This window comes from Mycobacterium sp. TY815 (assembly GCF_030755135.1).
Classification (GTDB): domain Bacteria; phylum Actinomycetota; class Actinomycetes; order Mycobacteriales; family Mycobacteriaceae; genus Mycobacterium.
This window is the reverse complement of record NZ_JAUFRX010000001.1, coordinates 2419045-2441389: the sequence shown is the minus strand read 5'-3', so window position 1 is coordinate 2441389 and position 22345 is coordinate 2419045. Positions and strand designations below refer to the sequence as shown.

Sequence of the window (22345 nt, the reverse complement as noted above, 5' to 3'; positions counted from 1 at the left end):
CACCCCTTCCCTGGGATCATGCGGCACGCCTCGTGCAGACGCCGGCCATGCTGGCCAGCGCTCCGTTGATCGGGCCGTCGATTCCGCTGCTGTCCAACGCCTTCTGAGCTATCTCCACGCGATCGCTGATGAGTTCCTCGATGCGCTGCACCGCTCCGGTCGCGAAGATCAGGGAGCGCCAATGCTCGAGGTCCGCGTCGGTGAGGTGGTTGCTTTCCACCAGCTCCCCGAATTGCCGTCGCGTCGAGGCATCGGCGAGTTCATAGGCCGCGACCATCAGGCTGGTGGCCTTGCGTTCGAGCAGATCACCGCCGTTGGGCTTGCCGGTGGTGTCCGGCGCGCCGAAGACGCCGAGGATGTCGTCGCGCAGTTGGAACGCTTCGCCGACGGCGCTGCCGTATTCGCCCAGCCGTGCCAGGGTGTGCTCACTGCAGCCGGCCATGGCGGCCCCGATCTCCAGTGGCCGGCGCACGGTGTAATTGCCGGATTTCAGCCGCGCGACGTTCAGTACTGCATCCAAGGTGGGGAGTCTGCGGATGTCCAGGGTCAGGTCCGCGAACTGGCCGACCGCCAGCTCGGTGCGCATCGCGTCGTAGCGCGGCCAGGCCCGCTGCAGCTGGTGGCGGCTCAGCCCGCAGTCACGCAGCATCTGTTCGGCCCAGATCAGGCACAGGTCACCGAGGAGCACCGCCGCGGACTCGCCGAACCGGCGAGACGAGCCGGACATCGCGCGCTGGCGGTGCCAGCGCTCGAACTGGATGTGTGCGGCCGGCAGCCCGCGCCGCGACGGTGAGTCATCCATCACATCGTCCTGCAGCAGAGCAAAAGCGTGTAGCAATTCTAAGCTCGCGGTCGCCGAAAGGGCCGCTTCGCTGGCCGGGGCACCGGACAGCCAGCCCAGGTACATAAAGGTCGACCGCAGGCATTTGCCGCCGCGGACGAACTCCAGCAGGACCTCACCAGCGGAATCGACGCCGCAATCAACCAGGGTGTCGGTGCAGCGGGCCGCGACGAACGTCTCGACCTGGTCCAGGACCGCCTGGCGCAGGTTTTTCCGCCAATCGTCGAACTGGTCGGCTGCAGACAGGCCCGCCGCACCCTGACGGGCTTCCGCGAGCGCCACCCGCGGAAATTCTCGTACATCTCCCACAGCGACTCCCTCGACACTGTCAGCCGCTGATACCGGACGGCTCAGATTCACGCGCTGGTACCCCCTTGACGAGATGCCAAACCACGGGCTGGTCGCGGTGGCCGGGTCGGATAATTATCTTCACTTATTTAATCGTTAACTTAATGAATGACTCTCAGGTCCGCCAGTCGTGCGGGTCGGCCGCCGACTATTGAGCACACGTAGCAGAGCCTGTTTAGGTTCAAGCGGGTTTTCCTCCCTAGGGACGGGGAACCCACCGCCGGTGAACGTTTCTGATCTTGTTGCTCTGCCGTTCCAGTGGGGTTCCGCCGTTCGGGGCAAGCGTTTCTTTCATCCACTCGGGGTGGTGGCCCACGGCTCTTTCGAACGAGTCGCCCCAGACGCTTACGGGTTACCGATTCCTTCCTGCGACGTGGTTGCGCGTTTCTCCAAAGCGACCGGCACACCAGGGGGACTGCCCGATTTCATCGGACTCGCGCTGCGCGTCGACTCCGGAGCCGGGCCGTGGGACATCCTGCTGGTCTCCGCCGGATCCGGAGTGCTGACCCGCGCGGTGGCTTTGCGGCCGGTCTCCTCATGGTCAGGGCATGACATGACCACCCTGATGCCCCTGAGTTACGGCGACAGAAAGTGGTGGCTGCGGGCGCGGATCGACAGCGGCGTCGACGGGGCCGGCCTCTCGCTCGGCGACATCCGGCGGTGTATCGACAGCGCCGGTGTCCGGGTGGTGCTCGATCAGGCCTGTGGTAGCTCCGACTTCCGGGAACTAGGCCGCCTTTCGTTGACGGGGGTGGTCGAATTGCAACCGGGACAGGATGTTTCGTTCGATCCGGTGCTCAATACCGCGCCCGGCGTGAAGCTCTATCCCGGGTGGCTGGCCGATCTGCGGGCAAGTGCGTATGCGCGCAGCCGGAACGGGAGGGAGTCGCGCGAGTGACCAGGCGGGCCGCGGTCGTTGCGCACCGCGCTGTCGCGCGATGTGTCCGACCCTTCGTTCACCACCCGACCGGTGCCGTGGCCCGATCGAGCGCGCTACCCGCTGCGACCCAACAGGTGCCGCAAGGCGGATTCGAGGTCCGGCTGACGGAAGTGGTGGCCCGCCAGGCTCAGGCGCGAGGGTGTGACCCGCTGGTTGGCCAGTGCGAGTTCGCGCGCGCCCTGCGCCCCGAGTAGCACGCGCGGTCCCAACGACGGCACCGGCAGCACCGCGGGACGGTGCAGCACATGCGCCAGGGTGCGGGTGTACTCGGAATTCCGGACAGGTTGCGGCGCAACGGCATTGACCGGACCGGACAATTCGCTGTCCCACCACGCACGGTGGTAGATGTCGATCAGGTCGTCGATCCCGATCCAGGAGAACCACTGCTGCCCGTCGCCGAGGCGGCCGCCAAGTCCGGCGCTGAACAGCGGCCGCATCAGTTGTAATGTGCCTCCGGCGGGGGACTGGACGATACCGGTGCGCACCTTCACCACGCGGGCTCCGGCCTGCTCGGCCGCGCCGGTGGCGTCTTCCCAGTCGGTCACGACATCGGCGAGGAAGCCGTCGCCGCGCGCGCTGTCTTCGGTGAGCGGCTCTTCGCCGCGGTCGTATCCGTAAAACCCGATGGCCGAGGCGGAGATCAACACGGGCGTTCCGGTCCTGGCAACCAGTTCGGCCAGCCGGCGTGTGGGTCCGATCCGGCTGTCCCGGATCGCTTTTCGGTGCTTCTCGGTGAACCGGCCGGCGATCGAGGCGCCCGCGAGGTGAATGACCGCGTCCACATCGGCCAGCAGGTCGGGATCGGGGTCATCGGTATTCCAGGTCCGCTCGTCGGGGCCGTGCGCAGTGCCGCGAACCAACCGGATGACGCGGTGGCCTCCGGTGCTCAGAAATGCCGTGAGAGCGGTGCCGACCAACCCCGACGAGCCCGTGACGGCCACGGTCGAGGGCTCCAGACCGTGCTGGGCCGCCCGCTTGTGCGCGGCCAGATCGTCGGCCAACTGCCGGTGCCGGTACACGAACATGGGGTGCAGCGCCCGCTCGGGCACCGGCGTCTCGACACGGTCGATGACGCGGGTCTGCCCCGCGCCGACTTCTTCGAAATCGTGGGTGTGCCGCCACTGCCCGATGATGCGCGGGGGCAGCGAAGCCAGTCCGTCGCTGCTGAGAACGTCGACGAAACGCCTTGGCGGATCGTAGGAATCCGCCTGGTGCTGGGCCACCCAGCGCAGCCCGCCGGGCAGGCCGAGGATGGCGCGGCCGTCCTTCAGCGATGCGGCTTCGCTGATGAGTCGCATCGGCGACCAGGGCGGCGAAAGCCTGGCGAAGGCTCCGGGGCGGGTGTGCCAGGCGAACACTTCGTCGCGCGGCGCGTCAATCACGCTCGAATAGATCAGGCCCATGAGTGTGACGTTACCGACGAATGCGACGGCATGCGCGTGCGGCATTCTTGTCAGCATGGGTGTTCGCGACGGAATCGTTTCGCTGCTCGACGCCGTGTTGGACCGGGCCGTGGTTCCCGGCTACACCCGGATCGGCTACCGGCTTCGAACCCTCGAGTGGGCGGACGACCCGCCAGCGGACGCACTGCGTGGCCGCACCGCGCTGGTCACCGGCTCCAACCGCGGCCTCGGTAAAGCCATTGCCGCCGGCCTGGCCGGGCTGGGGGCAACCGTGCTGCTGACGGTGCGCGACGGGGCGAAGGGTGAGCAGGCGCGGGCGGAGATCCTCGCCGAGCACCCCGACGCAGACCTCCGCGTCGAAGTGTGCGACATGTCGGACCTGGCCGCCGTGCGTGCGTTCGCCAAGGACCTGGCCCGGCGGATGGCCGGCCTGGACGTGCTGATCCATAACGCGGGACTGCTGCCGGCCGAGCGCACGGAGACCGCGGACGGGCACGAGATCACCTTGGCCACTCACGTATTGGGTCCGCTGTTGTTGACCGAGGGCCTGTTGCCGTTGCTGCGCGCGTCCAGCGATCCGCGGGTGATCCTGATGTCCTCCGGCGGGATGTACACCCAGCAGTTGCCGGTCGATGACCCCGAATACCGCACGGGCCGCTACCGCGGCGCCATCGCCTACGCCCGCAGCAAGCGCATCCAGGTGGCGTTCACGTCGATCCTGGCCCGCCGCTGGGCCGGCATCCGGGTGTACTCGATGCATCCCGGCTGGGCCGACACGCCCGGGGTGGCGTCCTCCCTGCCGGGCTTTCGGCGCCTCACCGGCCCGTTGCTGCGCACCGCAGAGGAGGGCGCCGACACCGCGATCTGGCTGGCCGCGACCAAACCGGCCCCGCCGACCGGGCTGTTCTGGCATGACCGGCGGCCCCGGCCGCAGCACTACCTGCCCACTACCTGGTACACCGACGACGACCTGCAGCGGATGTGGCGCTACTGTGCCGACGCGACCGGCCTGGACTAACGATCGGGCAGCGCGTGCTCGACGACCGGCCGCCGCGGGTGCGGTTGGCGCTCACGGCGTTTGGCGGCCAGATAGACCTGGGCTGTCTCGTGTGCCACGGTCTTCCAGTCGAAGTCTGACGTCAGCCGCTCGCGGGCGGCCCGGGCCCGGCGCTGGGCCGCCGCCGGGTCGTCGAGGACCGCGCCAACCGCCGCGGCCAGCCCGGCGACATCGCGAGGGGCGAACGACCTGCCGGTGACGCCGTCGATCACGGCCTCACCCAGGCCACCGGTGTTGGAGGTCACCAGCGGAATACCGGCCGCGGCGGCCTCCAGCGCGGCCAGTCCGAACGGCTCGTAATGGCTGGGCAGCACCGCGGCGTCGGCCCGGTGCAGCGCGGCCAGCAGCTCGTCGTGATGGAGGTGCCCGACGAAATGGGTCGCCTTGCGCACCTTGTGTTTTCGCGCCTGCTCGATGAGCCAGTCCTGCTGGGTGCCGTCGCCGGCGATGGTCAGGGTGGTGCCGGGATGGGCCCGCCTGATCCGGGGCAGTGCGGCGATGGCGTCGTGCACGCCCTTCTCGTACTCCAGCCGTCCGACGTAGAGCAGTTCAGCCGGGCCGGTGCGCCGTCGGCGGGCCGCGAAGGGCCAGCGTGCCGCATCGATTCCGTTGCGGATCACCGTGGTCTCGGACAGGCCGGGCCCGAACAGTTCGGTGATCTCCTCGCGCATCGACGCCGAACACGTGATGAGCGAATCGGATTCGCGCACCAGCCAGGATTCCACCGCGTGCACCTGCCGGCTGATCGCTCCGCTGACCCAGCCGGAATGCCGGCCGGCCTCCGTCGCGTGAATCGTGGAAATCATTGGTACGTCGTAGAATTCGGCCAGCGCGATGGCGGGGTGTGCGACCAGCCAGTCGTGTGCGTGCACCACGTCGGGGCGCCACGGCCGGCGGCCGGTGCCGAGGGACAGCCCGGCGCGAATCATGGCGTGGCCCATGGCCAGCGTCCAGGCCATCATGTCGGTGCTGAACGTGAACTCGTGCGGGTCCTGCGCCGCGGCGATCACCCGCACCCCGTCGTGGACTTCGTCCGAGGTCGGGTGGGTACTCGGGTCGGTGCCGGTGGGCCGGCGGGACAACACGACTACGTCGTGGCCGGCCTGGGCGAGGGCGGTAGACAGGTGGTGGACGTGCCGGCCGAGGCCGCCGATGACGACCGGCGGGTATTCCCACGAGATCATCAGGATCTTCATACGGGACACGTCACTTCGGGAGCCTCCGGGCGTCCAGCGCGCCGAACAGCCCGTCGGCCGCGTTCCAGCCCTGCGCCAGTCGCTGCGCGGAGTCGCGGCGGCCCGACGCCAGTGCGCCGGCGATCTCCCGGGTGGCGTGCGCGTGCAGATGTGCGCGGTAGCGCGCGTAGTCGGCGGCGGAGTCCTTGCTGACCATGAACGGCCAGTCGCTGGACACCGTCAGCAGCGTCTCGCGCAGGATCTGGTCGGCGACGTGATCGCGGGGTATGGGGCCGTCCAGCGAGGCCGTCTGGGCCAGTGCTTTGTCCACCGTGGTCAGCGCCGTGTCGACCACTTCGGCGTTGAGCTGGACCAGGTCGGCCACCTGCTCACCGTTCCATACCTGCCAGTCCTTACCGGAACCCCAAGAGCTGGGCGGCAATTCGACCGGGGAGCCGACGAATCCGGCCGACATCGCGTCGCGCAGCGTGCCCACTTGGACACCGGCTTCGGGCAGTGCGCGCAGCATGCGCGCCAGCCACGTCGGGCCCTCGTACCACCAGTGCCCGAACAGCTCGGTGTCGAATGCGGCGACCACATGGGCGGGACGGCCGATCCGCTCTGACTCGGATACCAGACGGTTGCGCACCAGCTCGACGAAGTCGGCGACGTGCACGTCGACGGCGCGGTCGGCGCGCTCGGCGTCGTACGGGGCCTTACCCTCCGAGCCCACGTTGCGCCCGGTGACCCGGGCCGGCTTCAGCCCGGTCAGGTGGTCGTACGTGTGGAAGTCGCGGTAGGCGGCGTGCCCGGGGTAGCCCGACTTCGGTGACCACACCCGGTAGCTGACCTGCAGGTCACGCCCGAACGCGACCACACCGCTGGTGCCGACCGGACGGCCCAGCGCGGTGTCGCCGTGCAGCGACGGTCCGTCGACCATGAAGTGGCTGACCCCGGCCGCGGCGTAGTCGTGCTCCATGCCGGGGGCGTACGCGCACTCGGGTGCCCAGATCCCCTTCGGATCGTGCGACAGCCGCAGTCGCGCGTCCGCCAGGCCCTCGCGCAGGGCGAACTCCCGCAGCCGCGGCGCCAGCAGCGGCTGGAAGGGATGGGCGAGCGGCCCGCCGAGCAGCTCGACCGTGCCGGCTTCGATCAGGCCGCGCAATAGCGGGCTGCCACCGTGCCGCCACAGTGTCGCGAAGTCCTCGAGCGCCTGATCGGCTTCCTGGCACTCGCGAATGCCGAACGCGCGCAACGCTTCCGGGGTGCACGACAGATACCCGGCGGACTTCGACCGCGGCAGCGACCGCACGCTGGCGGCCACTGTGGTCGCTTCGAAGGCGCGCAACCGCCAGTTGGCCAGCCAGTGGTACATCCCGTTCAGGCAGTACGGGTCGTCGAGCTGGGCGTTGACCACCGGCGTCATGCCGAGGGTGATCAGGCCGCCGCGGTCCTCATCGGCCAGCGCGCGCAGCACCCGGAACAGCGGCAGGTAGGCCGCCGCCCACGACTGGTAGAGCCATTCCTCCCCGACCGGCCACCGACCGTGATGGGCGAGCCAGGGCAGATGGGTGTGCAGCACCAACGTGAACATGCCGGGCACCCGGCCGGACGATGTGGTCAATTGCGCACCGCGATCGCGACGAGATCCAGGCTGTCGTCGATATCACATTCGGCCCGGTCCAGTAGGTCGAAGTCGGCGGTGGCCACCGCCGCGACATCGGCCACCAACTCCGGTGACCAGGGCGCATCGGCCACCGCCCGCGCGATCTGCGCCTCGATGATGGAACCGCCGTGCCGCTCATCCATCGCCCGCAGTCGCGGCCCGTGGAACAACCCGCTCATCGACACGTCGGCGAACCCGCCTTCCAGCAGCAGTTCGGTGAGTTCGTCGGCGTTGAGTTCGCGGGTGTGAAACGGGTTGATCGGGGTGTCACGGCCGGGGGAGAAGGTGATCCGGTTGGGCGTCGACATCATCAGCAGGCCCGCCGGTCGCAGTACCCGCGCGCACTCGCGGACGAACTGGCCCTGGTCCCACAGATGCTCGATGACCTGGAAGTTCACCACGACGTCCACACTCGCGTCGGGAAGCGGCAACTCACTCAGGTTGGCGTGCAGCACCTGCACCCGGGGGTAGCGGTGCCGGACGTGCGCGACGGTGGATTGGTCGTAGTCGACGGCTACCACCCCTCGTGCGACACCGGCGATCAGGTCGGCGCCGTAGCCCTCTCCGCAACCCGCTTCCAGCACGTCACGTCCCGCGCAGCGGGGTGCGAGGCGCTCGTAGACCACTTCGTGGCGGCGGAACCAGTAGTTCTCGATGTCGAGATCGGGGATGGTGCGCTCGCCTGTCAGCGGCAACCCCGGATCGACCGGGTGTTCGATCCGGTCCGGTGTGTTAGGGACGATTGCACTCATTGTTAAGGCAGGCTAATGCCTGGCCTCTGATTCGCGAACCGGACGGGGGATCAAGGGGGCAGCCCAGGGCGATCTGCCCAGGAAGCACCCGCTATGGTGGGTTGGCAGACCGTGAGAAGTTACCCACTAGTAACATGGCGTAAGCGGTTGCGAAACGCGTGACCGAGGTCCTGCAGTCGACCGCTGCGGGACTCCTTCGAGGAGGACGAACCACACTCATGACGAACATCGTGGTCCTGATTAAGCAGGTTCCGGACACCTGGTCGGAGCGCAAGCTCTCCGACGGCGACTGGACGCTCGACCGCGAGGCCGCTGACGCGGTCCTGGACGAGATCAACGAGCGCGCCGTCGAAGAAGCGCTGCAGATCCGGGAACGGGAGGGTGGCGAAGGGTCGGTCACCGTGCTGACCGCCGGCCCCGAGCGCGCCACCGAGGCGATCCGCAAAGCCCTGTCCATGGGCGCCGACAAGGCCGTCCACCTCAAGGACGACGGCCTGCACGGGTCCTGCGTGGTGCAGACGGCGTGGGCGCTGGCCCGCGCGCTGGGCACCATCGAGGGCACCGAGCTGGTGATCGCCGGAAACGAGTCCACGGACGGCTCGGGCGGTGCGGTGCCGGCGATCATCGCCGAGTACCTGGGCCTGCCGCAGCTCACCCACGTGCGCAAGCTGTCCGTCGAGGGCGGCAAGATCACGGCCGAGCGGGAGACCGACGACGGCCTGTTCAGCCTCGAGGCGAGCTTGCCCGCCGTGGTGAGCGTCAACGAGAAGATCAACGAGCCTCGCTTCCCGTCCTTCAAAGGCATCATGGCCGCCAAGAAGAAGGAAGTGACCGTCCTGACGCTGGCCGAGATCGGCGTCGAGCCCGACGAGGTGGGCCTGGCCAACGCCGGGTCGACGGTGCTCTCGTCGACACCGAAGCCGCCGAAGACCGCAGGCGAGAAGGTCACCGACGAGGGCGAGGGCGGCACCGAGATCGTCAAGTACCTGGTCGGCCAGAAGATCATCTGAGCCCACCCCACGTAGAGAGCGAATAAACCATGGCTGAAGTTCTGGTGCTTGTAGAGCACGCCGAAGGGGCCCTCAAGAAGGTCACTTCCGAGTTGATCACCGCGGCCCGTGCCCTTGGCGAGCCGGCCGCCGTCGTCGTCGGTGCGCCGGGTACCGCCGCTCCGCTGGTCGACGGCCTCAAGGAGGCAGGCGCCGAGAAGATCTACGTCGCCGAGTCCGACGTGGCGGCAAACTACCTCATCACCCCGTTCGTCGACGTGCTGGCCTCGCTCGCCGAGTCCAGCGCGCCCGCGGCGGTGCTGCTGGCCGCCAACGCCGACGGCAAGGAGATCGCGGGGCGCCTGGCCGCCCGCATCGGCTCCGGTCTGCTGGTCGACGTGGTCGAGGTGCGGGAAGGCAACAAGGCCCTGCACTCGATCTTCGGTGGCGCCTACACCGTCGAGTCGCAGGTCAATGGCGACACCCCGGTGATCACCGTGCGCGGTGGTGCCATCGACGCCGAGCCGAAGGCCGGCGCCGGCGAGCAGGTCAACGTCGAGGTGCCGGCTCCGGCCGAGAACGCGACCAAGATCACCTCCCGCGAGCCGGCCGTGGCCGGCGACCGCCCCGAGCTGACGGAGGCCAGCGTCGTGGTCTCCGGTGGCCGCGGTGTGGGCAGCGCGGAGAACTTCACCGTCGTCGAGGAACTCGCCGACTCGCTGGGCGGTGCCGTCGGCGCCTCGCGTGCCGCCGTCGACTCCGGCTACTACCCGGGCCAGTTCCAGGTGGGCCAGACCGGCAAGACCGTCTCGCCGCAGCTGTACATCGCGCTGGGCATCTCCGGGGCGATCCAGCACCGGGCCGGTATGCAGACCTCGAAGACCATCGTCGCCGTCAACAAGGACGAAGAGGCGCCGATCTTCGAGATCGCCGACTACGGCGTGGTCGGAGACCTGTTCAAGGTCACCCCGCAGGTGACCGAGGGGGTCAAGGCCCGCAAGGGCTGATCGACCGGTATCCGTGAAAGCCCCCGCCGCGTGCGGGGGCTTTTGCGTTGCCGAATGCTTCATCTGACGTGCATCGACATGTCAGCGGGCCGATGCCGGCTAGCTGAACGCCTGCTTCATGTTGGTGCCATGAGCATCGCATCCGTTCTCATACCCAGCGACAAGCCACGCGGTCCGGTGACACGGTCGTCATCCGGTCCGCACTACTCCCTGCTGCTGTCCACCGACCCCGGCCTGATCGAAGCAGCGCAGCGCCTGCGCCACGACGTGTTCAGCAGCACACCCGGCTTCGCGCTGCCCCCCGCGGCCGACGGCCGCGAGGGTCTGGACGTCGACCGGTTCGACGAATACTGCGACCACCTCCTCGTCCGCGACGACGACACCGGCGAATTGGTCGGCTGCTACCGCATGCTGCCGCCATCCGGCGCGATCGCCGCCGGAGGTCTCTATACCGCAACCGAATTCGACGTCCGCGACTTCGACGCCCTGCGGCCGTCGCTGGTCGAGATGGGGCGCGCAGTGGTGCGCGAGGGCCATCGCAACGGCGGGGTGGTGCTGCTGATGTGGGCGGGCATCCTGGCCTACCTGGACCGCTGCGACTACGACTACGTGACCGGCTGCGTGTCGGTTCCGATCGAAACCGAGGGCGACGTTCCGGGACGTCAGATCCGCGGTGTGCGTGACTTCGTCCTGCAACGGCACCCTGCGCGCTACCGGGTCCGGCCGTATCGGCCGGTCTGCATCGACGGCACGGCGCTCGACGACATCGCACCGCCCGGCCGGCCTGTCATCCCGCCGTTGCTGCGGGGCTACCTGCGGCTCGGCGCCCGGGCGTGCGGCGAGCCTGCCCACGACCCGGACTTCGGGGTGGGCGATTTCTGCGTGCTGCTGAGCAAGAGCGACGCCGACACCCGCTACCTCAAGCGGCTGCGGTCGGTGTCGGCCGCCGCCGACATGGGCGGTGCAGCCCGGTGAACACGACGGCCGCGCACCCGTGGCTGCCCCGGGCATCGTGTGACATCGGCTGCCTCGACGAGGTGGTACAGGCGCGGCGGCTGCCGGTGCGGTTGCGGGCCGCCCTGCGCATCGGCCTGGTGCTGCTGCTGGCCCCCGGGCTGCCGTTACTGGGCATTCCGCTACCGGGTTCCAGCCATCTTCAGCGCGCCTACTGCCGGCTGGTGCTGCGTAGCCTGGGAGTGCGAATCTCAGTGTCGGGCAACCCGATTCGGAATCTGAGCGGGGTCCTGGTGGTGAGCAGTCACGTCTCCTGGCTGGACGTCTTCGCGATCGGGGCGGTGCTGCCCGGCTCGTTCGTCGCGCGGGCCGACATGTTCAGCGGCCCGGCCATCGGAGTGGTGGCGCGGATCCTGAAGATCATCCCGATCGAGCGCGCCAGTCTGCGGCGGCTGCCCGCCGTGGTGGCCGCGGTCGCGGCGCGGTTGCGTGCCGGCCAGACGGTGGTGGCCTTCCCGGAGGGCACCACCTGGTGCGGCGCGGCCTTCGGCAGCTTCTACCCGGCCATGTTCCAGGCTGCGATCGATGCGGGCCGTCCGGTGCAGCCGTTGCGCCTGACCTATCACCACGTGGACGGGCGGATGTCGACCGACCCGGCGTACGTGGGCTGCGACCCGTTGCTGCGGTCGGTCTACCGGGTGGTCTGCGCACGCCGCACCGTGGCCCGGGTCCGGGTCGAGTCGCTGCAGCTACCGGGAGCCGACCGGCGGGCCCTGGCCCGCCGGTGCCAGACGGCGGTGCGCTCGGGTGCGCCGGTGAACCTGGATCACGCGCTGGTGGCCTGACTGCTCCCGCCTCGGGGGACAATGGCGTTCGTCGGGCGTCAGCCGAGTGCGGAGAGGTGACTATGAGTCGTTGGCCGAAGCCGGACGTTGCCGGTCCAGGGCAGGAATCCGTGTGGGACTATCCCCGCCCGCCGCGGCTGGAAGACTTCGCCGGTTCGATCACCATCGAATTGGGCGGTCAGCAGATCGCATCGACGCAGCGCGCCTGGCGGGTGCTGGAGACCAGCCACCCGCCCACGTACTACCTGCCGCGTGATGCGTTCGCGGAGGGGGTGCTGCGGCCCGCTGCCGGTTCGTCCTGGTGCGAATGGAAGGGACAGGCGAGCTACTTCGATCTAATAACGCCGGCGCGGGTGGCTTCGCGCGCGGCCTGGACTTACGAGCGGCCCACCGCCGGTTTCGCACCGATCGCGAATGCGATCGCCGTGATGGCCGCCGAGGTGGACCGGTGCACGGTCAACGGTGAAGAGGTCATTCCGCAACCCGGCGGCTTCTACGGCGGCTGGATCAACAGCTGGATCGTGGGCCCGTTCAAGGGAATTCCGGGATCGATGGGTTGGTAGCCGGCGAGCGGGAACACTAGGGCGATGACGTTCAGTGTGAGTCGGCTCGTTGCCGCGCCACCGCAGGCCGCGTGGGATCTTCTCGTCGACCTCGACGCCTGGCCGCAATGGGGGCCTTCGATCACCGGCGCCGAACTCGACCAGCCGGGTAGACGACTGACCGCGGGCGCGAAGGGGACGGTCCAGACCGCGCTGCTGGTGCGGCTGCCGTTCGTCGTCACCGAGTTCGAGCCGGGCCGATGCTGGGCATGGAAGGTGGCCGGGATCCCCGCCACCTGGCACCGGGTGGATCCCGCAGACGGCGGCGCACGGATCACCTTCGGCGTGCCGCGGTGGGCACCCGCCTATCTGGCGGTGTGTGAGATCGCGTTGCGCCGGATGGAGAAGCTGCTGGCGTAGCGGTCTTACGGGGGGCTGTCACCGAGGCGGCGTTGCTGGGCCACCACCTCGTCGAGGTCCTTCAGCCTGCCCAGCCCGGCCATCGGTTGAGCCATCCGCCGGTTGCGTCCCAGCTCTTCTCGGTTGCGCGCCAGAAACCACCAGTAGCCGCCGGTGAACGGACACCCCTGCTCACCGACCCGTTTGCTCGGCTGGTACCGGCAGGATCCGCAGTAGTCGCTCATGCGATTGATGTAGGCGCCGCCGGACGCGTACGGCTTGGTCGCCATCAGCCCGCCGTCGGCATGCAACGACATGCCAACCACATTGGCGACCATCACCCAGTCGTAGCCGTCGACGAAGGATCGGTGGAACCAGTCGGTAACCTCGGCCGGATCCCAACCGCGTTGCAACGCGAAGTTGGACAGCACCATCAGCCGGGGGATGTGATGGACCCAGCCGTGGTCGCGTACCTGTGCCAGGACGTCCTTGAGGCAATTGGCCTCCAGCGCATCGGCGTCCAGCTCGGTGAACCAGGACGGCAGGCTGTTGGTCGTGTGTAATGCGTTGCGGTGACGATACTTCCGGCCGAAGTGCCAGTAGACGTGCCAGATGTAGTCCCGCCACCCGATCAGCTGCCGGATGTATCCCTCCACGCTGCTGATAGGTGCCTTCTTGCTGCGGTAGGCGTCTTCGGCGGCGTAGGCGCAGTCCAGCGGATCCAGCAGGCCCAGGTTCATCGGCGCCGACAGCAGACTGTGAGCCATGAACCGGTCGCCGGTCAGCATCGCGTCTTCATGAGGGCCGAAGTGCGCCAGCCGGTCCCGCAGAAAGACTTTCAGCGCCTGTTGCGCTTCTGCGGCGGTGACGGCGAACTCGCGTGGGCCGTCGCGCCCGACAAACGACACATCGCCGTCGCGTTCCCAGCGGTCCAGATCGGCGCGGACCTGTTCGTCGATCTCGTCTTCTTCGGCCTGCCAGGGCGGTGGAACGCCCAGATCGGCCGTGTTCTTGGGCGCGGGTTCGCGATTGTCGGCGTCGAAGTTCCACCGTCCCTCGACCGGCTGGTCACCGTCCATCAGCAGATCGAACCGGCGGCGCGCGGTGCGGTAGAAGTTCTCCATCCGCAGCGTGCGCTGTGATTTCGCCCACTCGTCGAAATCCTCCCGGCTCGTGCAGAAACCCCGGGCGGGCAGGACCTCTACCGACGGCAGCGACCGCACGAATCGGTCAGCCGCCCACGAGGTGGGCTGGCACACGCTGAGCGGTTCGTCGAGTTGATCGAGCGCTTCACCGTAGCTGCGGGTCTGCAGAAACACCGCCTGCTCACCGAGTTCAGCCGCCCGGTGGCGCAACGCCGAGAGCACCAGATGAGCCTTGCGCCGATGGAAGCGGCGGCGTTGGAACACCGCCCGTGACTCGATCAGCAGCACCGGCTGGGCGGGATCGTCGAGGAAGTGGGGGCCGAGCTGATCGGCGAAGCACCATCGCCGGGTCTCGGCGCTCATGCGATTTCCGGCTGTGTCGTCGGTGCAGTCATCGTCCCCCACGCAAATTACTGAACACTTTGTTCACCAACTTAGCGATTAATCGGGGGCAGCTCCACCGTTCGGGGCACCAATCGTCGCAGGACGGGCACCAATCGTCGCAGGACGGGCCGGTATCGTGGGGCGGGTCATGGTCTACCTCGATCACGCCGCCACCACCCCGATGCACCCCGCTGCCATCGAGGCGATGACCGCTGTGCTCGGCACCGTGGGCAATGCGTCGTCACTGCACACCACCGGTCGCACGGCGCGCCGGCGAATCGAGGAGTCCCGGGAGCTCATCGCCGACAAGCTCGGCGCGCGCCCCTCGGAGGTCATCTTCACCGCGGGCGGCACCGAGAGCGACAACCTGGCCGTCAAGGGCCTGTACTGGGCCCGCCGCGACGAGAACGAGAACCGCCGGCGCATCGTCACCAGCGAAGTGGAACACCACGCGGTGCTGGACAGCGTCAACTGGCTCGTCGAGCACGAAGGCGCCGAAGTCACCTGGATGCCCACCGACTCCGACGGCTCGGTGTCGGCTGCCGCGCTGCGGGAGGCGCTCGACGGCGGTGACGACGTCGCGCTCGTATCGGTGATGTGGGCCAACAACGAGGTCGGCACCATCATGCCGATCGCTGAATTAGCCTCCGTCGCAGCCGAGTTCGGCGTTCCGATGCACTGCGACGCCGTGCAGGCGGTCGGGCAGCTGCCGGTCGACTTCGGTGCCAGCGGGCTCTCGGCCATGAGTGTGGCCGGGCACAAGTTCGGTGGCCCGCCCGGGGTGGGCGCACTGGTAGTGCGCCGCAATGTCGCGTGTGTGCCGCTGCTGCACGGCGGCGGTCAGGAGCGCGATATCCGTTCCGGGACACCCGATGTCGCCGGCGCGGTGGGCATGGCCACCGCAGCCGGCATCGCGGTGGACGGCCTGGAGGCCAACAGCGCGCGGCTGCGGCAACTGCGGGACCGGTTGGTCGACGGCGTGCTCGCCCAGATCGACGACGTCCGGGTCAACGGGGCCCGCGACCCGCTGCGGCTTCCGGGCAACGCCCACTTCACCTTCCGCGGCTGTGAAGGCGATGCGTTGTTGATGCTGCTGGACGCCAACGGAATCGAGTGTTCGACCGGATCGGCCTGCACCGCCGGGGTGGCGCAACCGTCGCACGTGCTGATCGCGATGGGCGCCGATCCGGCCAGCGCCCGCGGATCGTTGCGGCTCTCGTTCGGACACAACAGCGTCGACTCCGACGTGGACGCGGCGTTAGAGGTGCTTCCCGGTGCGGTGGCGCGCGCCCGGCGGGCTGCCCTGGCCGCCGCGGGGTTGGCCCAGTGAAGGTTCTCGCCGCGATGAGCGGTGGGGTGGATTCGTCGGTGGCCGCGGCCCGCATGGTGGACGCGGGGCACGACGTGGTGGGAGTGCATCTGGCGCTGTCGACCGCTCCGGGCACCCTGCGCACCGGATCGCGTGGCTGCTGCTCCAAGGAGGACGCGTCCGACGCCCGGCGGGTGGCCGATGTCCTCGGAATACCGTTCTATGTATGGGATTTCGCGGAAAAGTTCCAAGCGGACGTGATCGACGATTTCGTGTCGTCCTATGCGCGCGGCGAGACGCCAAATCCCTGTGTGCGCTGCAATCAGCAGATCAAGTTCTCCGCATTGTCGGCGCGCGCGCTGGCGCTCGGTTTCGACCAGGTGGTCACCGGGCACTACGCGCGACTGTCCGGGGGACGGTTGCGGCGCGCCGTCGACCGGGACAAGGACCAGTCCTACGTGCTGGCCGTGCTCACCGCCGAGCAGTTGCGCCACGCCGCCTTCCCGATCGGCGACACCCCCAAGCCGCAGATCCGCGCCGAGGCGGCCCGCCGTGGCCTGGCGGTCGCGGACAAGCCGGACAGTCATGACATCTGCTTCATCCCGTCCGGCAACACCCAGGCGTTCCTCGGCGCGCGCATCGGCGTCCGTCGCGGGGCGGTCGTCGACAAGGACGGTGCCGTACTCGCCGAACATGACGGTGTGCACGGCTTCACCATCGGTCAGCGCAAGGGCCTGGGCATCGCCGGTCCGGGGGCGGACGGTCTGCCACGGTATGTGACGGCGATCGACGCCGACACCGCCACCGTTCATGTCGGGAGTGCGGCCGAACTCGACGTTCACACGCTTCGCGGACGCGCGCCGGTCTTCACCGCGGGAACCGCGCCCTCCGGTCCGATCGAATGCGCGGTGCAGGTGCGCGCACACGGCGAAATCGCAGACGGCGTAGCCGAATTGGTTGACGGCGAGCTGGTCGTGCAGTTGCGGGCACCGCTTCGCGGGGTGGCCCGTGGTCAGACGCTCGTGCTGTACCGCCCCGATCCCGACGGTGACGAGGTGATCGGCAGCGCTACCATCGCCGGCACCGGGCGGGCCTAGCCTCCCGGCACATTTTTGGCGATGTTCGTCATCACGATCTCCGACACCGATTCGGGGAAGCCGCAGAAGGTGACTTCCAGCAGAGCCACCGAGAGCACCCGGTAATCGCGGCCACACGAACCCGGTCGCATGCGCAGCGAGTCAGGGCCGGTCTCCCACGAGTTGACGAACAGCCAGCCCATCGAACTGTCCGCACAGTCCTTCACCGTTGACACCAGCCCCTCGAACGCGCGCCGCGCGATGTCGGCGTCGTGGTAGCTCGCGGCGCCCTCGGAAATCAGCCGGCCACCGGGTGGGTCCTGAAACGTCGTCTTGTGGAACGACTTCACCTCGGGGCCGAACGTCGCCGTCTCGGCGAACACGAACCGGCATTCCGCCGGGGCGGTCGCGGCGAGGTCTTCGATGTCGACGGGGTACCGGCCGTCCATCGAGGGAATGATCGTCAGATGCTCGCCGGAACCGGTGATCGAGCGCATCCTCGACTGGTCCAGCAGCACCGTGCTGACGTCGAGCACGTCCAGTGGTAGGGCGCCGAAGGCCGGCAACGCTTCGCCGTCGACCACGCGAGTGCACGCCGTTGCCAGCAGCATCGCGCAACACGACAGGAGCAACCGTGTTTTTCTCGCCATGAGCCGCCCTTCCGGCTCGAACTTACCCGGGTCCGGCAGCGCTAAACACCCCTGGCCGGTGGCTCCCGTTGTGATGTCGAATACGGTTGCCGGGTGAGTGTTTTCGCACAGGGCAGCGGCGTCGGATCGTGGCCCGGCACCTCGGCGCGCCAGGCCGCCGAAGTCGTCGTCGGCGAGTTGGCCGGCGCGTTGGCCCATCTCGTGGAGTTACCGGCCAGGGGAGTGGGTGCCGACATGCTCGGGCGCGCCGCGGCACTGCTGGTCGACGTGGCCCTGGACACTGTCCCGCGCGGCTACCGCCTGGTCTCTCGTCCCGGGGTCGTGACGCGCCGGGCCACCAGCATGCTCGACGAGGACATGGACGCGCTCGAGGAGGCGTGGGAGACCGCGGGCCTGCGCGGCGGCGACCGGGTGGTCAAGGTGCAGGCGCCCGGGCCGGTCACCCTGGCGGCGGGGCTGGAGTTGGGCAACGGCCACCGCGCGATCACCGATGCGGGCGCACTGCGCGACCTGACCGCCTCGCTGGCCGAAGGCGTCGCCGCCCACCGCGCCGCGCTGTCCCGCCGTCTGGATACGCCGGTTGTGGTGCAGTTCGACGAGCCGACGCTGCCGGCCGCCCTCGGCGGCCGACTGACCGGGGTCACCGCCCTGAGTCCGGTGCCCGCGCTCGACGAGGCGGTCGCCGAGGCCTTGCTGGCGATGTGTGTCGAGGTGGTGGGAGTGGACGTCGCGGTGCACAGCTGCGCTCCCGATGTTCCCTGGGAGTTGTTGGCACGCAGCGGAATTGCGGCGGTTTCGGTCGATGTGAACACGCTGCGGGCCGCCGACTTGGACGCTGTCGCGGCATTTGTGGAGTCGGGGCGCACCCTCGTGCTGGGCGTGGTCGACAGCAGTGCCCCCGACCGTCGGCCGTCGGTCGAAGAGGTGGCCACCAGAGTCGTCGCGGTAACCGACCGTCTCGGATTCGGGCGTTCGCCCCTGCGGGGCCGCGTCGGTGTCACCCCGGCATGCGGCTTGGCCGTCGCGACCCCGCAGTGGGCGCGCACCGCGGTCAGTCTGGCCCGCGACGCCGCGGATGCATTCGCTGCGGACCCCGACGCGATCTGAGGATTCGCAACCTTTTGGTTGCGGTTCTGTGCTCGCTGTGCTGTCGTAATAAGCAACCAGGAGGTTGCGCATGAATACCGACCGGATCGAGAAGCAGGTGCTGTTGCGGGCTCCGCTGCAGCGCGTGTGGGCGGCGATCAGCGACGCGGAGCAGTTCGGACGCTGGTTCGGCGTCCGCTTCGACGGGCCCTTCGCCGAAGGGAAGACCGTCACCGCGACCATCACCCCCACCGAGGTCGACGCCGAGGTCGCCAAGCGTCAGCAACCCCATGTCGGTGTGACCAGTCGCTGGCAGATCGTCGCGGTGGAACCGCCGCGACGCTTCGCCTACCGCTGGCCGATCGACCCGGGAAATGCAAATGCCACCACGCTGGTGGAGTTCACGCTCGACGAGGTCTTCGACGGGGTGCTGCTCACCATCGTCGAATCGGGCTTCGACGCGATACCCGAACCCCGCCGCGGTAGTTCCTTCGAGGCGAACGCCGAGGGCTGGGCCATTCAGACCGACCTGGTGCGCCGCTATCTGGAACTCCTGTGAAGACGGTCGGCGCCCGCGTGTTCGACGCTCTCGGCGATGCCAATCGCCTGCGCATCGTGGTGCTTCTGTGCGAGGCGGGTCCGAGTTCGACAACCCAAGTCACACAGGTCATTCCGGTGACCCGGCAAGCGGCCACCAAGCACCTGCTGCTGCTGGAGTCCGCGGGGCTGGTGACCAGCAGCCGGCGCGGCCGGGAACGGCTGTGGATGGTGCAGGCCGAACCGCTGGCCCAAGCCGGCGACTACCTCGCTCAGTTGTCCCGCCGCTGGGACGCTGCGGTGGATCGGCTGCGCGCGTTCGTGGAGGAGTGAGACCCGGGTTTGGACGAGATGGCCGTGGCGGCTGTGTTCCGGCGGGTGGTCACGACCGCTGCGGCAATCTCGGCGAGGCCTCGTCGGCCCCCTTCGATAGCCTGCCAAGGTGACGTCTCCCGAGGGGCTACGCCCGGAAGTCCTGCACGAGTGGCAGGACCTGGCCGAGGAGGTACGCGAGCACCAGTTCCGCTACTACGTGCGCGATGCGCCGATCATCACCGATGCCGAATTCGACCGCCTGCTGCGCAAGCTGGAGGCGCTGGAGGCCGAGTATCCGGAGCTGCGCACACCCGACTCACCCACCCAGCTGGTCGGCGGCGCCGGATTCGCGACGGAGTTCGAGGCCGCCGAGCATCTCGAGCGGATGCTGAGCCTGGACAACGCGTTCAGCGCCGACGAGTTGAACGCCTGGGCGGCCAGGGTTGAAGCCGAGATCGGCGACTCGAGTATTGAGGCGCATTACCTGTGCGAACTCAAGATCGACGGCGTCGCGCTGTCGTTGGTGTACCGGGACGGGCGACTGACCCGCGCGGCGACCCGGGGCGACGGTCGCACCGGTGAAGACGTCACACTCAACGCGCGCACCATCGACGACGTGCCGCTGCGATTGTCCGCCAGCGAGGAGTACCCGGTGCCCGCGGTTCTCGAGGTGCGCGGCGAGGTCTTCTTCCGGGTGGACGATTTCGCCGCCCTCAACGCGAGCCTGGTGGAGGAGGGCAAGGCGCCGTTCGCCAATCCCCGCAACAGCGCCGCGGGCTCGCTGCGCCAGAAGGATCCCGCCGTGACCGCCCGCCGCAAGCTGCGGATGATCTGCCACGGGCTGGGGCACACCGAAGGTTTTCGGCCGGCCAGCCAGCACGCGGCCTACCTCGCGCTGCAGGAGTGGGGGCTGCCGGTCTCCACCCACACCACCGTCGTCAACGGACTGGCCTCGGTGCAGGAACGCATCGACTACTGGGGTGAGCACCGCCACGAGGTGGACCACGAGATCGATGGCGTGGTGGTCAAGGTCGACGAGTTCGCGCTGCAGCGCCGGCTGGGTTCCACCTCGCGTGCCCCGCGCTGGGCGATCGCCTACAAGTACCCGCCGGAGGAGGCCCAGACCAAGCTGCTCGACATCCGGGTCAACGTCGGGCGCACCGGGCGGGTCACTCCGTTCGCGTTCATGACGCCGGTCAAGGTGGCCGGCTCGACCGTGGCGCAGGCCACGCTGCACAACGCCTCGGAGGTCAAGCGCAAAGGTGTGCTGATCGGCGACACGGTGGTGATCCGCAAGGCCGGCGACGTCATTCCCGAGGTGCTGGGCCCCGTCGTCGATCTGCGCGACGGCTCCGAACACGAATTCGTCATGCCCACAACATGTCCCGAGTGCGGCACGCCTCTCGCGCCGGAGAAAGAGGGCGACGCCGACATCCGCTGCCCCAACTCCCGGGGCTGCCCGGCGCAGCTGCGTGAGCGGGTTTTCCATGTGGCCAGCCGCAACGCCCTGGACATCGAGGTGCTCGGCTACGAGGCCGGGGCCGCGCTGTTGCAGGCCGGGGCAATCGCCGACGAAGGCGACCTGTTCAGCCTCACCGAGGACAAGCTGCTGGGCACGGAGTTGTTCCGGACCAAGGCCGGCTGCCTGTCCGCCAACGGCAGGCGCCTGCTGGCCAATCTGGACAATGCCAAGTCTGCGCCGCTGTGGCGTGTCCTGGTGGCGTTGTCGATTCGTCATGTGGGGCCGACGGCGGCGCGCGCGCTGGCAGCCGCCTTCGGCACTCTCGATGCGATCGCCGAGGCGACGACCGAGCAGCTGGCTGCCGTGGAAGGGGTGGGCGCCACGATCGCGGCCGCGGTCACCGACTGGTTCACCGTCGACTGGCACCGCGACATCGTCGAGAAGTGGCGCGCCGCCGGTGTGCGGATGGCCGACGAGCGCAACGACAGCGTGCCCCGCACCCTGGCCGGGCTGAGCATCGTGGTGACCGGCTCGCTCACCGGCTTCTCCCGTGACGACGCCAAAGAGGCCATCGTCAGCCGCGGCGGCAAGGCGGCGGGGTCGGTGTCGAAGAAGACGTCTTTCGTCGTGGTCGGGGATTCGCCCGGCTCGAAGTACGACAAAGCGGTCGAACTCGGTGTGCCGATCCTCGACGAGGACGGGTTCCGGACGCTCCTTGCCGAGGGGCCGCCGGAAGCCGAACCTGCCGCGGAGTGACACGGCCGGGCCGCGAGTCGGTACGGTACTGGACCGTACTAATGCCTGCGTCCTATCGTGGGCGCTATGGTCCACACGGCCGAACCTCCCGCGGATACCTCGCCATGGTCGCCGCGCGAGTCCGAGTTGCTGGCGGTGACGCTGGATCTGCTGGCCGAACACGGGTATGACGGGCTGACGGTGGACGCCGTGGCCACCACCGCCCGGGCCAGCAAGGCCACCGTCTACCGCCGATGGCCGTCGAAGGCCGAACTGGTGCTGGCCGCCTTCATCGAGGGGGTGTGCCAGGTCGCGGTGGTGCCCAATACCGGCTCGCTGCGCGGCGATCTCGTCAAGATCGGGGAGACCATCTGCGAGCATGCCGCCGAGCAGGCCAGCACCATCCGGGCCGTGCTCGTGGAGGTGTCGCGCCACCCCGCCCTCGGTGAAGCCATGCAACTGCAGTTTCTCGATCAGCGAAAAGCATTGATCCGGCACGTGTTACGGCAGGCCGTGGACCGGGGCGAGATCAGCGAGGACGCGATCGCCGACGAGTTGTGGGACGTGCTGCCGGGGTACCTGATCTACCGCTCCATCATTCCGGGCCGGCCCCCGGACAGCCGCACGGTACGGGCGCTGGTGGACGGCTTCCTCCTGCCGGGCCTGACCCGCTCCGGCTGACTGCGCCCGCCGTTGCGGCCGGGCTTGAAAGTGCACGCTCGCGTCTC

The 22345-nt window shown here is 68.8% G+C and carries 22 protein-coding genes; 15 read left to right on the top strand and 7 right to left on the bottom strand.

What is annotated here, in order from left to right:
* Nucleotides 1-16: 16 nt before the first annotated feature.
* Nucleotides 17-1123 (bottom strand): polyprenyl synthetase family protein, encoded by a 1107-nt coding sequence (locus tag QXK92_RS10115; RefSeq protein ID WP_371934546.1) that lies wholly within the window; start codon nucleotides 1121-1123, stop codon nucleotides 17-19.
* Between the two features lie 289 nt (nucleotides 1124-1412).
* On the opposite strand from QXK92_RS10115, the gene QXK92_RS10110 reads away from it, so the two are divergent.
* On the top strand, nucleotides 1413-2087 hold the full coding sequence (locus tag QXK92_RS10110) for a phosphodiesterase (RefSeq protein ID WP_306241510.1): 675 nt from the start codon (nucleotides 1413-1415) through the stop codon (nucleotides 2085-2087).
* Nucleotides 2088-2182: 95 nt separating this feature from the next.
* Here QXK92_RS10110 and QXK92_RS10105 read toward each other — a convergent pair whose 3' ends face one another.
* Nucleotides 2183-3532: a TIGR01777 family oxidoreductase gene (locus tag QXK92_RS10105; protein WP_306244320.1), complete on the bottom strand. Its 1350-nt coding sequence runs from the start codon at nucleotides 3530-3532 to the stop codon at nucleotides 2183-2185.
* Between the two features lie 55 nt (nucleotides 3533-3587).
* Here QXK92_RS10105 and QXK92_RS10100 point away from each other — a divergent pair, with 55 nt between their 5' ends.
* Nucleotides 3588-4550: an SDR family NAD(P)-dependent oxidoreductase gene (locus tag QXK92_RS10100; protein WP_306241509.1), complete on the top strand. Its 963-nt coding sequence runs from the start codon at nucleotides 3588-3590 to the stop codon at nucleotides 4548-4550.
* Here QXK92_RS10100 and QXK92_RS10095 read toward each other — a convergent pair.
* From QXK92_RS10095 to QXK92_RS10085, 3 genes are read right to left on the bottom strand one after another with little or no spacing between them, the layout of a single operon-like run.
* Nucleotides 4547-5785: a glycosyltransferase family 4 protein gene (locus tag QXK92_RS10095; protein ID WP_306241508.1), complete on the bottom strand. Its 1239-nt coding sequence runs from the start codon at nucleotides 5783-5785 to the stop codon at nucleotides 4547-4549. The genes QXK92_RS10100 and QXK92_RS10095 overlap by 4 nt on opposite strands.
* Before the next feature lie 10 nt (nucleotides 5786-5795).
* The gene (locus QXK92_RS10090; RefSeq protein ID WP_371934205.1) at nucleotides 5796-7358 is read right to left on the bottom strand and encodes a 1,4-alpha-glucan branching protein domain-containing protein; all 1563 of its coding nucleotides are present in this window, start codon (nucleotides 7356-7358) and stop codon (nucleotides 5796-5798) included.
* 26 nt (nucleotides 7359-7384) lie between these two features.
* A complete protein-coding gene (locus QXK92_RS10085) occupies nucleotides 7385-8182 on the bottom strand; it encodes a bifunctional 2-polyprenyl-6-hydroxyphenol methylase/3-demethylubiquinol 3-O-methyltransferase UbiG (RefSeq protein WP_306241506.1) in 798 nt (265 codons plus the stop codon).
* 218 nt (nucleotides 8183-8400) lie between these two features.
* Here QXK92_RS10085 and QXK92_RS10080 point away from each other — a divergent pair, with 218 nt between their 5' ends.
* The 6 genes from QXK92_RS10080 (at nucleotide 8401) to QXK92_RS10055 (ending at nucleotide 12939) form a co-directional block, all read left to right on the top strand.
* Nucleotides 8401-9192, top strand: coding sequence for an electron transfer flavoprotein subunit beta/FixA family protein (locus tag QXK92_RS10080; RefSeq protein WP_306241505.1), 792 nt, complete (start codon nucleotides 8401-8403; stop codon nucleotides 9190-9192).
* 29 nt (nucleotides 9193-9221) lie between these two features.
* Nucleotides 9222-10178 carry an electron transfer flavoprotein subunit alpha/FixB family protein gene (locus QXK92_RS10075; protein WP_306241504.1) on the top strand — a complete coding sequence of 319 codons (957 nt, stop codon included), beginning with the start codon at nucleotides 9222-9224 and terminating at the stop codon, nucleotides 10176-10178.
* 129 nt (nucleotides 10179-10307) lie between these two features.
* Nucleotides 10308-11153, top strand: coding sequence for a GNAT family N-acetyltransferase (locus QXK92_RS10070; RefSeq protein ID WP_306241503.1), 846 nt, complete (start codon nucleotides 10308-10310; stop codon nucleotides 11151-11153).
* Complete coding sequence (locus QXK92_RS10065) at nucleotides 11150-11977, top strand: 1-acyl-sn-glycerol-3-phosphate acyltransferase (protein ID WP_306241502.1); 828 nt, start codon at nucleotides 11150-11152, stop codon at nucleotides 11975-11977. The genes QXK92_RS10070 and QXK92_RS10065 overlap by 4 nt, the downstream gene beginning before the upstream one ends.
* Before the next feature lie 62 nt (nucleotides 11978-12039).
* A complete protein-coding gene (locus QXK92_RS10060; protein ID WP_306241501.1) occupies nucleotides 12040-12540 on the top strand; it encodes a DUF427 domain-containing protein in 501 nt (166 codons plus the stop codon).
* 24 nt (nucleotides 12541-12564) lie between these two features.
* On the top strand, nucleotides 12565-12939 hold the full coding sequence (locus tag QXK92_RS10055; protein WP_306241500.1) for an SRPBCC family protein: 375 nt from the start codon (nucleotides 12565-12567) through the stop codon (nucleotides 12937-12939).
* 5 nt (nucleotides 12940-12944) lie between these two features.
* Here the strand turns inward: QXK92_RS10055 and QXK92_RS10050 are convergent, their stop codons facing one another.
* Nucleotides 12945-14426, bottom strand: coding sequence for a cryptochrome/photolyase family protein (locus QXK92_RS10050; protein ID WP_306241499.1), 1482 nt, complete (start codon nucleotides 14424-14426; stop codon nucleotides 12945-12947).
* Between the two features lie 169 nt (nucleotides 14427-14595).
* Here QXK92_RS10050 and QXK92_RS10045 point away from each other — a divergent pair, with 169 nt between their 5' ends.
* Nucleotides 14596-15777: a cysteine desulfurase family protein gene (locus QXK92_RS10045; RefSeq protein ID WP_306241498.1), complete on the top strand. Its 1182-nt coding sequence runs from the start codon at nucleotides 14596-14598 to the stop codon at nucleotides 15775-15777.
* On the top strand, nucleotides 15774-16853 hold the full coding sequence (gene mnmA / locus QXK92_RS10040) for a tRNA 2-thiouridine(34) synthase MnmA (RefSeq protein WP_306241497.1): 1080 nt from the start codon (nucleotides 15774-15776) through the stop codon (nucleotides 16851-16853). Before QXK92_RS10045 ends, mnmA begins: the two co-directional genes overlap by 4 nt.
* Here the strand turns inward: mnmA and QXK92_RS10035 are convergent.
* Nucleotides 16850-17482 (bottom strand): sensor domain-containing protein, encoded by a 633-nt coding sequence (locus QXK92_RS10035; protein ID WP_306241496.1) that lies wholly within the window; start codon nucleotides 17480-17482, stop codon nucleotides 16850-16852. The two genes, mnmA and QXK92_RS10035, sit on opposite strands and share 4 nt — an antisense overlap.
* Nucleotides 17483-17575: 93 nt before the next feature.
* Here QXK92_RS10035 and QXK92_RS10030 point away from each other — a divergent pair, with 93 nt between their 5' ends.
* From QXK92_RS10030 to QXK92_RS10010, 5 genes are all read left to right on the top strand, one after another.
* Nucleotides 17576-18589 (top strand): methionine synthase, encoded by a 1014-nt coding sequence (locus tag QXK92_RS10030; RefSeq protein WP_306241495.1) that lies wholly within the window; start codon nucleotides 17576-17578, stop codon nucleotides 18587-18589.
* 70 nt (nucleotides 18590-18659) lie between these two features.
* Entirely contained in the window at nucleotides 18660-19127 is a 468-nt protein-coding gene (locus QXK92_RS10025; protein ID WP_306241494.1) for an SRPBCC family protein, read from the top strand.
* Nucleotides 19124-19438, top strand: coding sequence for a helix-turn-helix transcriptional regulator (locus tag QXK92_RS10020; RefSeq protein ID WP_306241493.1), 315 nt, complete (start codon nucleotides 19124-19126; stop codon nucleotides 19436-19438). Before QXK92_RS10025 ends, QXK92_RS10020 begins: the two co-directional genes overlap by 4 nt.
* A gap of 109 nt (nucleotides 19439-19547) precedes the next feature.
* The gene (ligA, locus tag QXK92_RS10015) at nucleotides 19548-21638 is read left to right on the top strand and encodes an NAD-dependent DNA ligase LigA (RefSeq protein WP_306241492.1); all 2091 of its coding nucleotides are present in this window, start codon (nucleotides 19548-19550) and stop codon (nucleotides 21636-21638) included.
* Nucleotides 21639-21704: 66 nt separating this feature from the next.
* Complete coding sequence (locus QXK92_RS10010; RefSeq protein WP_306241491.1) at nucleotides 21705-22298, top strand: TetR/AcrR family transcriptional regulator; 594 nt, start codon at nucleotides 21705-21707, stop codon at nucleotides 22296-22298.
* Nucleotides 22299-22345: the final 47 nt, after the last annotated feature.